Origin of the sequence: Pseudomonas sp. GM80 (assembly GCF_000282515.1) — a bacterium.
GTDB lineage: Bacteria > Pseudomonadota > Gammaproteobacteria > Pseudomonadales > Pseudomonadaceae > Aquipseudomonas.
Map to the genome: position 1 here is coordinate 24,965 of NZ_AKJD01000074.1, position 12,128 is coordinate 37,092.

At 60.6% G+C, this 12,128-nt stretch carries 13 protein-coding genes and 2 pseudogenes; 5 read left to right on the forward strand and 10 right to left on the reverse strand.

Translation table 11 applies throughout. The features are described 5' to 3' along the window. The first annotated feature begins 115 nt into the window (after positions 1 to 115). Together PMI37_RS13060 and PMI37_RS13065 are read left to right on the forward strand one after the other, a co-directional pair. Positions 116 to 343, forward strand: coding sequence for a DUF6555 family protein (locus tag PMI37_RS13060; protein ID WP_008081484.1), 228 nt, complete (start codon positions 116 to 118; stop codon positions 341 to 343). A gap of 39 nt (positions 344 to 382) precedes the next feature. Then, a complete protein-coding gene (locus tag PMI37_RS13065; protein WP_008081485.1) occupies positions 383 to 655 on the forward strand; it encodes a hypothetical protein in 273 nt (90 codons plus the stop codon). Between the two features lie 23 nt (positions 656 to 678). Here the strand turns inward: PMI37_RS13065 and PMI37_RS13070 are convergent, their stop codons facing one another. From PMI37_RS13070 to PMI37_RS13080, 3 genes are all read right to left on the reverse strand, one after another. Further along, the gene (locus PMI37_RS13070; RefSeq protein WP_008081486.1) at positions 679 to 846 is read right to left on the reverse strand and encodes a metallothionein; all 168 of its coding nucleotides are present in this window, start codon (positions 844 to 846) and stop codon (positions 679 to 681) included. 515 nt (positions 847 to 1,361) lie between these two features. After that, complete coding sequence (locus tag PMI37_RS13075) at positions 1,362 to 1,820, reverse strand: DMT family transporter (protein WP_008081487.1); 459 nt, start codon at positions 1,818 to 1,820, stop codon at positions 1,362 to 1,364. Beyond that, positions 1,820 to 2,305 carry a DMT family transporter gene (locus PMI37_RS13080; RefSeq protein ID WP_008081489.1) on the reverse strand — a complete coding sequence of 162 codons (486 nt, stop codon included), beginning with the start codon at positions 2,303 to 2,305 and terminating at the stop codon, positions 1,820 to 1,822. Before PMI37_RS13080 ends, PMI37_RS13075 begins: the two co-directional genes overlap by 1 nt. Positions 2,306 to 2,417: 112 nt before the next feature. On the opposite strand from PMI37_RS13080, the gene PMI37_RS13085 reads away from it, so the two are divergent. Then, complete coding sequence (locus PMI37_RS13085; RefSeq protein WP_008081490.1) at positions 2,418 to 3,353, forward strand: LysR family transcriptional regulator; 936 nt, start codon at positions 2,418 to 2,420, stop codon at positions 3,351 to 3,353. 128 nt (positions 3,354 to 3,481) lie between these two features. Here PMI37_RS13085 and PMI37_RS32490 read toward each other — a convergent pair whose 3' ends face one another. The 3 genes and pseudogenes from PMI37_RS32490 to PMI37_RS13095 form a co-directional block, all read right to left on the reverse strand. Then, positions 3,482 to 4,303 carry a methyl-accepting chemotaxis protein gene (locus PMI37_RS32490; RefSeq protein ID WP_371924620.1) on the reverse strand — a complete coding sequence of 274 codons (822 nt, stop codon included), beginning with the start codon at positions 4,301 to 4,303 and terminating at the stop codon, positions 3,482 to 3,484. An 84-nt stretch (positions 4,304 to 4,387) separates the two neighbouring features. Further along, a pseudogene (locus tag PMI37_RS32495) lies at positions 4,388 to 5,164 on the reverse strand (cache domain-containing protein); the annotation flags it as partial. 165 nt (positions 5,165 to 5,329) lie between these two features. Beyond that, positions 5,330 to 6,649, reverse strand: a complete 1,320-nt coding sequence (locus PMI37_RS13095) for a Na+/H+ antiporter family protein (protein WP_008081492.1) — start codon at positions 6,647 to 6,649, stop codon at positions 5,330 to 5,332. Positions 6,650 to 8,242: 1,593 nt separating this feature from the next. On the opposite strand from PMI37_RS13095, the pseudogene PMI37_RS32500 reads away from it, so the two are divergent. Together PMI37_RS32500 and PMI37_RS32505 are read left to right on the forward strand one after the other, a co-directional pair. Beyond that, positions 8,243 to 8,389 (forward strand): annotated as a pseudogene (locus PMI37_RS32500) (HAMP domain-containing protein); the annotation flags it as partial. Between the two features lie 102 nt (positions 8,390 to 8,491). Then, positions 8,492 to 9,247 carry a methyl-accepting chemotaxis protein gene (locus tag PMI37_RS32505; protein WP_371924612.1) on the forward strand — a complete coding sequence of 252 codons (756 nt, stop codon included), beginning with the start codon at positions 8,492 to 8,494 and terminating at the stop codon, positions 9,245 to 9,247. Positions 9,248 to 9,359: 112 nt separating this feature from the next. On the opposite strand, the gene PMI37_RS13105 is transcribed toward PMI37_RS32505, so the two are convergent. Genes PMI37_RS13105 through PMI37_RS13120 form a run of 4 tightly spaced genes read right to left on the reverse strand, consistent with a single transcriptional unit; the run spans position 9,360 to position 11,961 of the window. Further along, positions 9,360 to 10,673: a sensor histidine kinase gene (locus tag PMI37_RS13105; protein ID WP_008081494.1), complete on the reverse strand. Its 1,314-nt coding sequence runs from the start codon at positions 10,671 to 10,673 to the stop codon at positions 9,360 to 9,362. After that, positions 10,670 to 11,338 (reverse strand): response regulator transcription factor, encoded by a 669-nt coding sequence (locus PMI37_RS13110; RefSeq protein WP_008081496.1) that lies wholly within the window; start codon positions 11,336 to 11,338, stop codon positions 10,670 to 10,672. Before PMI37_RS13110 ends, PMI37_RS13105 begins: the two co-directional genes overlap by 4 nt. A gap of 3 nt (positions 11,339 to 11,341) precedes the next feature. Beyond that, the gene (locus PMI37_RS13115) at positions 11,342 to 11,653 is read right to left on the reverse strand and encodes a PepSY domain-containing protein (RefSeq protein ID WP_008081498.1); all 312 of its coding nucleotides are present in this window, start codon (positions 11,651 to 11,653) and stop codon (positions 11,342 to 11,344) included. Then, positions 11,653 to 11,961 (reverse strand): PepSY domain-containing protein, encoded by a 309-nt coding sequence (locus PMI37_RS13120; RefSeq protein WP_008081499.1) that lies wholly within the window; start codon positions 11,959 to 11,961, stop codon positions 11,653 to 11,655. Before PMI37_RS13120 ends, PMI37_RS13115 begins: the two co-directional genes overlap by 1 nt. Between the last annotated feature and the right edge of the window lie 167 nt (positions 11,962 to 12,128).

The window sequence follows — 12,128 nt, forward strand, 5'->3', positions numbered from 1 at the left end:
TCATGGTAACCAGTGCGCCGATGCGTCGCCAATGATAGATACCGTCGGACAATCCGAGTGAATTTTCCCGGTGCGCCGCGATCCTTCTATTACCACAGGGAGGAATACGGGCTTTATGAACAACGCAAAACTCTATGTCATCGAATACACCCTTCACGGCACGCCCAAGTCGTTCATTATCCGCTCGGACAAAATGGACAACGCCGAGGCTTGGCACTGGGCAAGCTGCGACGCCGGCGTCGGGCGAATCCCGCGCTTTGGCCGTGAAAAGGTGCAGAAAACCAGCAAACCGATGGCGGAAAAATTCGGCGTGGAAAACGTCGTCTGGCGACCGACCAGCTAAGCTCAGCCTGGCGGTCGGCATCATTCGGGGGAATGCACAATGAGCAGCATCAGCAGCGAGGCGCACCTGGACTATGGCTTGGACACGCTCTTTGGGCGCATAACCAAAAGTGTGGATTGTCGCGTGGGCCTGGAAGCGGTCGAGGATGATCCGTTCTGCTTCGCGCTGAGGGTGCCAGCGCCGTTACCCGACGACCTCGACCAGGCGAAAACCGTGGTGGTCAGGGTCGAAGGCCGACGGCTGCAAGGGACGGTGCGCCATACCGAGCGCATGGATGATGCGAGTTTGAAACTGGAAGTGGAGCCTGATTAGGCTCCACTTTTTTTGCGCCGGGTTTATTTCGGATGCGCGCAATGGCAGCCCTTGCTTGAGCACTCCTCGCCACTCTTGTGGTGGTGAGCGCAGGCTTCGCAGCAGTAGTGTTTGCCGTGTACGGCGTAGGAATGATCGCCTTCTTTGATGGTGCAGTTGCAGCCGGGGCAATCGCATTTTTTATCGGGCATGGAACAGACTCCTTGTGTGGTGGTTGTCTGAGGCTTGGAGGGCAAGCCGTGATACCCAGTGTAGGAGCTGCCGAAGGCTGCGATCTTTTGATCCGGATTTTTTATTGGGGTTTGGGGGACATATCCGTTGCTGCGGATATGGCTTCCGACGGTTTCGCTCTTATCAGCGAGCCCCTTTTTCAAACGCCGGAATGCCGGCCCGGCGAAAATTCAAAAACCAGAGCCAGATCAAAAGATCGCAGCCTTCGGCAGCTCCTACGGGGGATTGCATCGAAGATTGGCAGGCTGCCAGCAAGCGAAGCCGATAAACCATGTAGGAGCTGCCGCAGGCTGCGATCTTTTGATCTTGCTCTTAAAAGATAAAGTCAAAGATCGCAGCCTTCGGCAGCTCCTACAGGGGATGATGGTACGGCTGGGAGAGGTGGGTCGGCTGTCAGGCCGCCTTCGCGAGCAAGCTTTGCTCCTACGAAGAACAACAGCTGAACGCGCACCGCTTGCCCCCCAAAAAACCCGAATCAATCCCCCGTACGCACACTGCTCCGATACATAAACACCAAAGCCAACCCCAAACACCCCATCGCCAAAACCCGGCTACCGGACAAATCGATCGCCGGGTTGCCAAACCAGCCAAAATTATCGATCAACATCCCCATCCCCAACTGCCCGACAATCACCGCCACGGTCGCCACCGCCGTACCGACCCGAGGCACAGCGCCGACCATGACAATCATGTATATCACGCCAAACAGCGCCCCACTGAGCTGCCACTTCGGCACATCAAGCAAACTCACCGAATGCGCCGGTTCGAAAAACACAATCAGCAATCCGGTCACCAGCGCACCCACGGCGAACGTCAGCAAACTGCTGCGCAACACGCCGACAGTTTCCCCCAAGCGCCCATTGATCGCTGCCTGAACACTCAGCACCGCACCTGCCGCAACCACCACGGCCAACAAAATAATCAGACTCATCATCAACCCCGAGCAATCAAAACAAGTGCCGCCACAATCAGCAACAACGCCAGCCAACGTTCACCGTTGACCTTCTTGCGCGCCGTCCCGAACCAGCCGAAATGGTCGATCAACACACTCTTGCCGACTTGCCCGGAGAGGATCGCGATCATCGTCATGGCGATGCCGATGTGCGGCGTGGCCAGGGTCAGTACCACCACGTAGATCGGCCCGAGAATGCCCCCGATCAATTGCCAGCGCGGCAAGGTGTTCAGCGCCGGGCCCTTCTGCGGGCCGGCAAACAACAGCAGCAAAAACAGAATCGCCGAGCCGACGCCAAAGATGCTCAACGTCGCCCACAGATGCCCGACCTGCGCGCCCAATGGCCCAAGCAACCCGGCCTCTACCGACAACCCCATGCCCGCCATTATCACCAGCGGCAGCAATAACCAGCGCAACCCCGGTTTGGCCACCGGTGCCACCACATTCACTTCATCCAACGTTTGCATAAACACAATCCAGCCCAGTCAACGATGGCGCGGATTATCGGCTGGCGTCGCTGTGCGATAAATGGGAGCATCCGGACAACACTTTTGCGCATCACGCACAGCAGGACAGATCATGCACGGGCTCAGCGAACTCGGATTCAAGGCACTGCGGTTATTTGTGGCCGTGCTCGACCATGGCAGTTTTTCCGAAGTGGCCCGCCGCGAGGGCGTGGCGCCCTCTTCGATATCCCGGCAAATCCAGTTGATGGAGCAGGCGCTGAATCAGCAATTGCTCTACCGCCACACCCGCGCCGTCACGCCGACCGAAGCCGGGCGCATGCTCGGCTACCACGCGCGATTGTTGCTGGTGCAACTGGAAGAAGCTGAGCAAGCCTTGCAGGAACAGCAAAGCGAACCCACCGGCCTGGTGCGCATCAACGCACCGGTGGTCTTCGGTCAGCGGCATCTGACGCCGTGGCTGGGGCAGTTGTGCGCGCGCTATCCGAAGCTGCAACTGGATATCCAGCAGACCGACCACTACGTCGACCCGCTGCAGGAAGGCGCCGATTTGCTGTTTCGCATCGGCCCGCTGCACGACTCGAGCATGCAGGCGCGGATTGTCGCGCCGCACCGCTTTCAGGTCGCCGCCAGCCCGGCATATCTCAAGCGTCACGGCACACCGCAACAGCCTGAAGACCTCGCGCAGCATCAATGCCTGGCCTACAAAGGCGCGGCCGGTCTGCAACGCTGGTTTTTCCGCCGCGAGGGTGAAGACTGGACACCGTATTCGGTGAAAGGCCCGATCACCGGCAACCATGCCGACACCCTCACGCAAGCCGCCGAACAAGGTTTGGGCCTGGTGATGTTTCCGTCGTGGCTGATTGGCGAAGCGGTGCGCGAAGGCACGTTGGTGCCGGTGCTGGGGGAGTATCAGGTGTCGAACAGCCTGGAACCGCAGCAGATCGCGGTGCTGTGGCCGGGCAGCCGCCGGCTGTCAGTGAAGGTGCGCACGGTCATCGACTTCTTCATGGAATGCTTCGGCGAAATCCCCTACTGGGACAGACCATGATTTCCCATGTAGGAGCTGCCGCAGGCTGCAATCTTTTGATCTTGATTGTTAAAAACCAGATCAAAAGATCAAAACCAGATCAAAAGATCGCAGCCTGCGGCAGCTCCTACATTGGATAGTGAGGGGAGTCAGATGCGGAACTGGCCCACGAGTTTGCCCAGGCGCTGGCCAAGTTCGGCCAGGCTGCGTGAGGTCTGCGCGCCGAGTTGCGTCTCATCGGCGACGTTGTCCACCGCCACCGCAATCTGATGCACGCTGCGGTTGATCTCCTCCGCCACCGCCGTCTGCTCTTCCGCCGCACTGGCGATCTGCGCGTTCATCGAGTTGATCGTCGCAATCAGCGACGCCATTGCATCCAGCGACGCGCCAGCCTGATTGGCCTGTTGCGAGGTGCCGTCACCGGCCTCGCTGGAGCGGCGCATCGCCTCGACCGCCTGCTGGGTGCCCGCCTGCAATCGATCGATCATCCCCTGAATTTCCTGGGTGCTGATCTGCGTGCGACTGGCCAGCGCCCGCACCTCGTCCGCCACCACGGCAAAGCCGCGCCCGGCCTCACCGGCGCGCGCCGCTTCGATCGCCGCGTTCAGCGCCAGCAAGTTGGTCTGCTCGGCAATCGAACGGATCACCCCGAGCACGCCGACAATCGAGGTCACGTCCTGCTGCAGGCTGTCGAGGGATACACCGCTGCTGCGGATGTCATCGACCAACGCATGAATCTGTTTGATGCTGCCCGCCACCACACGCTTGGCGCTCTGGCCTTCTTCGTCGGTCTGCTGGGCGGCGACGGCGGCGTTCTGCGCGCTCTTGGCCACTTCCTGCGCGGCGGCAGACATCTCGTTGATGGCGGTGGCAACCTGATCGGTCTCGTGACGCTGCCGCTCCATCGCCTGATCGGAACGCTGCGCCTGATCGGACACCTGCGTCACCAGCCCGGTGAGTTGCGTGGTCATCTCGGTGATCTGCCGCACCAGGCCGTGGATTTTATCGACGAAGCGGTTGAACGAGCCGGCCAGTTCACCGAGTTCGTCCTGGCTGGTGATGTTCAGGCGGCGGGTCAGATCGCCCTCGCCCGCCGCGATGTCGTCGAGGTTGGCTTTCATCAGGGTCAGCGGACGCAGAATGGTATTGGCCAGCAGCATCCCCGCCGCCGCGATCACCAACAGCACCACCAGCGCCACGCCGACGATGCTCAGCACCACGCCTTGCATGCGTTCCTGAACCTGCGCTTCAACCTGCGCCACTTGCGCTTCGATGCCGTCGAGATTGACCGAGGTCCCCACGGCCATGTCCCACTTCGCCAGGTATTCGGTGTAACCGAGTTTCGGCACCAGCACTTGCGCATTGCCCGGCAGCGGCGAGCTGTATTGCAGATAGTGAGTGCCGTCCTTCGCGACCTTCACCAGGCCCTGATTGACGTAAACACCGTTCGGGTCGCGATTGTCCTTGAAGCTTTTGCCCACGCCTTCCGGGTCGCTGGCCTTGAACAGGCGCACGGTCTCGGAGTCGTAGCCGAAGAAGTAGCCGTCCTTGCCGTAGCGGATGCCCGAGAGCAATTTGATCGCTTGCGCCCGCGCCGCTTCATCGCCCGGGGCGGCCGCGTCGTAGAGCGGTTTGATCGTAGTCATGGCCACGGCCACGTAACTTTGCAGGGTCGCTTTGGCGTCGCCGAGCAGGCGTTCGCGGGTCTGTTCGACCTCTTTGTGCGCTTGTTCCTGGAGGATGAACAGCGTGGTCAGGCTGATGACCAGCGCAAAGAGCAATACCGGAAGAACGGCGAGGGACAGGACTTTAGCCTTGAGGCTCAGGCGCATTGTGGGGGCTCACTCTTTTGGTTTTATTGGCGTGGTTAAAGGCTTTAACGGCACGCAAAACCAAAAGTTGAACCCGCAAAAAAAGATCGCAGCCTTCGGCAGCTCCTACAGAGATCGATGTAGGAGCTGCCGAAGGCTGCGATCTTTTGATCTTCAGAGGCTAAATTACAACACCATCGCGGCCACCCAGCCGAACGCCAGCAGCGGCAGGTTGTAGTGCAGGAACGTCGGCACCACGGTGTCCCAGATGTGGTGATGCTGACCGTCGACGTTCAAGCCAGAGGTTGGCCCCAGCGTCGAATCCGAAGCCGGCGAACCGGTATCGCCCAACGCCCCGGCAGTGCCGACGATGCACACGATCGCCATCGGGCTGAAGCCCAACTGCACGCACAACGGCACGAAAATCGCCGCAAGAATCGGCACGGTCGAGAACGACGAGCCGATACCGATGGTCACCATCAAACCCACCAGCAACATCAACAACGCGCCGATGGCCTGACTGTGATCGATCCACGCCGCCGCGCTTTCGACCAGGGTGCGCACTTCGCCGGTGGCCTTGAGCACTTCGGCAAACCCCGAGGCCGAGATCATGATGAAGCCGATCATCGCCATCATCTTCATGCCTTCGGTGAACAGGTCGTCGGTTTCACGCCATTTCACGATGCCTGACGCCGAGAAGATCAGAAAACCGGCCAGCGCACCGATAATCATCGAGTCCAGCAACAGTTGAATGATGAACGCAGCCGCAATCGCCAGACCGGCAATGCCAATGGTTTTCGGGTTGTAGGCCACGCTGACCTGCTCGACCTGTTCAATCTTCTCCAGATCGTAAACGCGCTTTTTGCGGTAGCTGAAAAACACCGCCACCAACAGACCGAAGACCATGCCCAGCGCCGGAATCGCCATGGCGTGCATGACATTGATCTGGCTGATGTCGACGCCGGCCTTGCTGACGTTGGCCAGCAGAATCTGGTTAAGGAAGATGTTGCCGAAGCCGACCGGGAACACCATGTACGGCGTGATCAGACCGAAGGTCATGACGCAGGCGATCAGGCGGCGGTCGAGTTGCAGCTTGGTCAGCACATATAGAAGTGGCGGCACCAGCAGCGGAATGAACGCGATGTGGATCGGCAGAATGTTCTGCGAAGCGATCGCCACCACCCACAGCAAGCCAATCAGCAGCCATTTGACGCTGCCGCCGCCGCTCGAATGCTGGCGATCAACCATCGCCAGAGCCTTGTCGGCCAGCGCATGGGCCAGGCCGGACTTGGCAATCGCCACGGCGAAAGCGCCGAGCAGCGCGTAGGACAACGCCACCGTCGCCCCGCCACCAAGACCGCTGTTGAACGCCTTGAGCGTGGCATCGATGCCCAGACCACCGGTCAGGCCACCGACGAGCGCGCCGACGATCAAAGCGATCACCACATGCACGCGGGACAGGCTGAGTACCAGCATGACGCCGACCGCGGCTATGACTGCATTCATTTCACTACCTCAAAAAACACTGCGATGGAAAACACACCGCCAGACAGGATGAGTCCGCCAACGGGTTACCGGCGGATTTGCAAAGAGGGTCTTATTAGAAGGGCGCGCACTGTGCCGCAGAGTGGCGGCGGTGTCAAAACAACTGCTGGCTGCACAATGGCTGAAATCCTCCTGTGATGAAGGTATTTCCTGTGGCGAGGGGATTTATCCCCGATCGGCTGCGCAGCAGTCGCAAAACCTGCAGATTCAATTTACCTGACGCAATGCAGGGGGCGGCTTCGCCACCCATCGGGGATAAATCCCCTCACCACAGGTTTTGTGCTCAACCCAAACAGGGGGGCCAGCCTTGGCATGCGGCAATTGGTCATATTGTGTTTCAGGGATAAAGAAAGCCGATTTGCGGCCGTTACAGTGCAAAGTCTCAGATATTTATCGAATAAGGACGTCTCCATGTCGCTCAGACAACTTTCCATCCAATGGAAAATCACCCTGCTCGCCGGCCTCTGCCTGGCCGGTATCGTGACCCTGTTGGTGGGTCTTTCGCTGTATCGCATGGAGCACAGTTCCGAACTGGTGAAAGCCTCCAGCATGGAGATGCTCACCGAGTCCGCTCAGGCGCGCATCGAGTCGCAAGGCGAAGTGCAAGCCGCCGGCATTCGTCAACAGTTCATGGATGCCTATCAGTACGGCCACGGCTTCTCGCGGCAGGTGCTGTTCCTGCGCGAACAAGCCGAGAAGCGCTTCCTCGATGCCTTCGACCTGCGCGAAGACATGACCCGTCAGGTCAAATCGGCGCTGCAAGCCAACCCGGACCTACTCGGCCTGTCGCTGGTGTTCGAAGCCAATGCGTTGGACGGCAAGGACGAACTGTTCGCCGGTCAGGCCGAACTGGGCAGCAACGACAAGGGCCGTTTCGCCTTGTACTGGTCGCAGCCGACCCCGGGCAAGGTCACCTCGATGGCCCTGCCGGAAAGCGACATGGCCGACACCAGCACCGGCCCCAGCGGCCAGGCCGCGAATGCCTGGTTCACCTGCCCGCGCACCACACTCAAACCGTGTGTGATCGAACCGTACTTCTACGTGATCGACGGCCACAACGTGCTGATGACCAGCATCGTTTTCCCGCTGACGGTCAACGGCAAAGTCATCGCCTCGCTGTCGGTCGACATCAACCTCAACAGCCTGCAAGCGATCAGTCAGGGCGCGAGCAAGAAGCTCTATGACGGCCAGACCGCCGTGAGCATCATCAGCCCGACCGGTCTGCTCGCCGGGTACAGCCCGGACGCCGGCAAACTCAGCCAGCGTCTGGACGCCGTGGACAAAACCAGCGGCAGCGAACTGCTGCGCATGCTCGCGGCCAGCAGCAGCGTCAGCAGCCTGCACAGCAATGGCCAGCTGAAAGTGCTGTCGCCGTTCCAGCCGATTCCCGGCGGCCCGTCGTGGGCCGTGTTGCTCGATGTGCCGGAAAAAGTCCTGGTCAGCCGCGCCGAAGCGCTCAAGCAACAGCTGGACGCAAGCAACAATTCGGGCACGCTGATCGAGCTGAGCCTCGGCGTGCTGGCCGCGTTGATCGGCCTGCTGCTGGTATGGCTGATGGCGCGCAGCGTGACCAAGCCGATCCTCGGCGTGGCGCACATGCTTGAAGACATCGCCAGCGGCGAAGGTGATCTGACGCGCCGTCTGGCCTACGACAAGCAGGACGAACTCGGCCAGTTGGCCGGTTGGTTCAACCGTTTCCTCGACAAGTTGCAGCCGATCATCGCTGACGTGAAGCGCTCGGTGCAGGACGCACGCAACACCGCCGACCAGTCCTCGGCCATCGCCACCCAGACCAGCGCCGGCATGGAGCAGCAATACCGTCAGGTCGATCAGGTCGCCACCGCCTCCCACGAAATGAGCGCGACCGCGCAAGACGTCGCGCGCAGTGCCGCACAAGCTGCCGAAGCCGCCAAGGATGCCGATCGCGCCACCCGCCAGGGCCTGACCGTGATCGACCGCACCACCGCGAGCATCGACACCCTCGCCGCTGACATGAGTGCAGCCATGGTGCAAGTCGAAGGTCTGGCCGCCAACAGCGAGAAAATCGGCACAGTGCTGGAAACCATCCGCGCCATTGCCGAACAGACCAACCTGCTGGCGCTCAACGCCGCGATCGAAGCGGCCCGTGCCGGTGAGGCCGGCCGCGGTTTCGCGGTGGTCGCCGACGAGGTCCGCAACCTCGCCCGCCGCACGCAGGAGTCGGTGGAAGAAACCCGTCAGGTCATCGAACAATTGCAGAGCGGCACGCAGGATGTGGTCGGCTCGATGAACAACAGCCATCGTCAGGCACAGGGCAGTGTCGAGCAGGTAGGCCAGGCAGTGACCGCGCTGCGTCAGATCGGCGATGCGGTGACGGTGATCAGTGACATGAACCTGCAGATTGCCAGCGCGGCGGAAGAGCAGAGCGCGGTGGCTGAAGAGATCAACAACAACGTGGCGACGATTCGCGACGTGACGGAATCGTTGTCCGGGCAGGCAAATGAGTCGGCGCGGGTAAGCCAGTCGCTTAACAGCCTGGCGAATCAGCAGCAGAGCTTGATGGACCAGTTCCGCGTCTGACCCACACGACATGTAGGAGCTGTCGAGTGCAACGAGGCTGCGATCTTTTGACCCTGCTTTAAAGATTAAAAGATCGCAGCCTGCGGCAGCTCCTACAGGGTGATGCGGGGGATCAGCGGCGCGGCAGTTCGATGAGGACTTTCAAGCCGCCCCACTCACTCTCGCCCAACACCAGCAATCCGCCCCACGTATCGACGATGTCGCGCACAATCCCCAGCCCCAGGCCATGCCCGTGGGTCTGTTCATCCAGCCGCGTGCCACGACTGAACACCTGCGCGCGCTGTGCTTCGGGGATCCCCGGGCCGTCATCTTCCACGCTCAGGGCAAAACCATCCGTACGCTCGATCACACTCAAGCGCACCTCGGCATCCGCCCATTTGCAGGCGTTGTCCAAAAGGTTACCGAGCAGTTCGAGCAAATCCTCACGGTCCCACGGCAACTGCAGCCCGTCTGGCGCAACGTAGCTCAACGCCAGGTGCTCACCGTGAATCATGTTCAGCGTCGCCAGCAGCCCGGGCAATTCCGCATCACAATCGAACAGCGCGCCCGGCAGCGCATCACCGGACAACCGTGCGCGATTGAGTTCGCGATTAAGCCGCTGCTGCACCTGCTCCAGTTGCTCCTTGAGGATCTTGCGCAGCTCGGGATGGCCATCGAGTTTCTCACTCGACGCCAGGCTCAACAGCACCGCCAGCGGCGTTTTCAACGCATGCCCGAGGTTGCCCAAGGCATTGCGTGAACGCTTGAGGCTGTCTTCGGTGTGGGCAAGCAAATGGTTGATCTGCGCCACCAGTGGTTCCAGCTCCACCGGCACCTGATCATCGAGTTGCGAGCGCTGACCCTGCTGCAATTGCGCGATCTGCTCGCGCGCCTTTTCCAGGGGTTTCAACGCGCGGCGCACGGTCAGGCGCTGCAAGAACAGAATCAGCAGCAATGCCGCCAGACCCAAGCCGAGGCCAATCTGACGCATGCGCTGAAAGCTCTGGCGCACCGGCGTGTAGTCCTGCGCGACGCTGATCGAGATCGACTGGCCCAGACGCCGATAATCCGAACGCAGCACCAACAGTTGCTGACCGTCCGGGCCCAGTTGCAGGTTGCTGTGCAGACCGGACTGCTCCAGCAGCGGCAGATCCTGATCCCACAGCGAGCGCGAACGCCAGTGGCTGTCGGCAAAATCGATGCGGAAATAATGCCCGGAAAACGGCCGTTGATAGGCCGGCGACAGGTGCCGCTCATCCAGCTGCAAGCCTTGCGGGCCGCGCACCAGTGCCACCAGCAGGCTTTCGCTGTCGTTGCGCAGGCCGGCTTCGAGGTAACGCTGCAAACCCACTTCGAACAACCACAAACTGGTTTGCGCGACGACCAGACCGACGATCACCATCACGCTGATCAACCCCAGGCTCAAGCGGCGCTGGATCGACCTCACGAAGCCTGCCCGCCGAACAGGTAACCTTGGCCGCGACGGGTTTCGATGACACTTTTGCCCAGCTTGCGGCGCAGGTGATTGACATGGACTTCAAGGACGTTCGAATCACGCTCGGTTTCACCGTCGTAGAGGTGTTCGGCGAGGTGGCTTTTCGAGAGGATCTGCTCTGGGTGCAGCATGAAATAGCGCAGCAGACGGAATTCGGCGGCGGTCAGTTGAATGTCGGCACCGTCACGCACTACGCACTGGCGGCCCTCATCCAGATGCAGGCCGGCGGCCTTGAGCGTCGGCTGATTGGCCTGGCCCTTGGAGCGACGCAGCAGCGACTGAATCCGCAAGTACAGCTCTTCGGGGTGAAACGGTTTGGTCAGGTAATCGTCGGCGCCGGCCTTCAACCCCTCGATGCGCTCGGCCCAGGAATCACGCGCCGTGAGGATCAGCACCGGAATGGCCAAACCGCCGGCACGCCATTGCGCGAGCACCTCAAGCCCCGGCACGCCGGGCAGACCGAGGTCGAGAATGATCAGGTCATAGGGCTCGCTGCTGCCCTGATACACCGCATCGCGGCCGTCCGCCAGCCAATCGACCGCATAGCCCTGGCGTTGCAGGCCGGCGAGTAGCTCGTCGGCCAGCGGTACGTGGTCTTCCACCAATAGCAAACGCATCGATCAATCTTCCTTGTCTTTCACAAGTTCGCCGGTGTCGGCCTTCAGGTGCAACTCGCGGGCCACGCCTTCGGCTGTCAGCAACTCGACTTCGTAAATGTAGACGTCGTGCTTTTCTTCCAGCTCGACCTCCAGCAGTTTCGCGCCGGGGTAACGGTCCATCGCCTGTTGCAGCACTTGCTCCAGCGGCAGAATCACGCCCTGCTTGCGCAGATTGAGGGCTTCGTCCGGACCGAGGTCGCGGGCCATCGCCGTCGAGCAAAACATCACCAGCGCCAACGCCGTGCGGCGCGTGGCGCAAACATTAACCTTCATTACGTATCCTGATGATCCTTGAGAACCTGCCCAGTCACCGCGTCTAATTCCAGATCCCACTCGAGCCCCTGCGGATCACGCATTTCGACCTGGTAGATGTACTTGCCGTACTGCTCTTCCAGCTCGGTGTCGGTGATCGTCGAGCCCGGATGTTTGGCCAGCGCCGTGGCGTTGAGCTTCTCGAAGGAGACGATAGTACCAGCGTCACGCAGACGCAGGGCTTCATCGGGGCCCAGATCGCGGGCGTGGGCGAGGCTGGCGGTGAAGCCGATGAACGCGGCAATGGACAGGGCAGTCAGGGTTTTCATGGTGTCTCCGTATTTTTTATGTGTTGCATACGGCGGGCACCTTAGCGATTTCAACTTAACTGAAACTGAATTGCCATCATTGCCCCACCTCAACACATCACCCCCTGTAGGAGCTGCCGAAGGCTGCGATCTTTGACTTTATCTTTTAAGAGCAAGATCAAAAGATC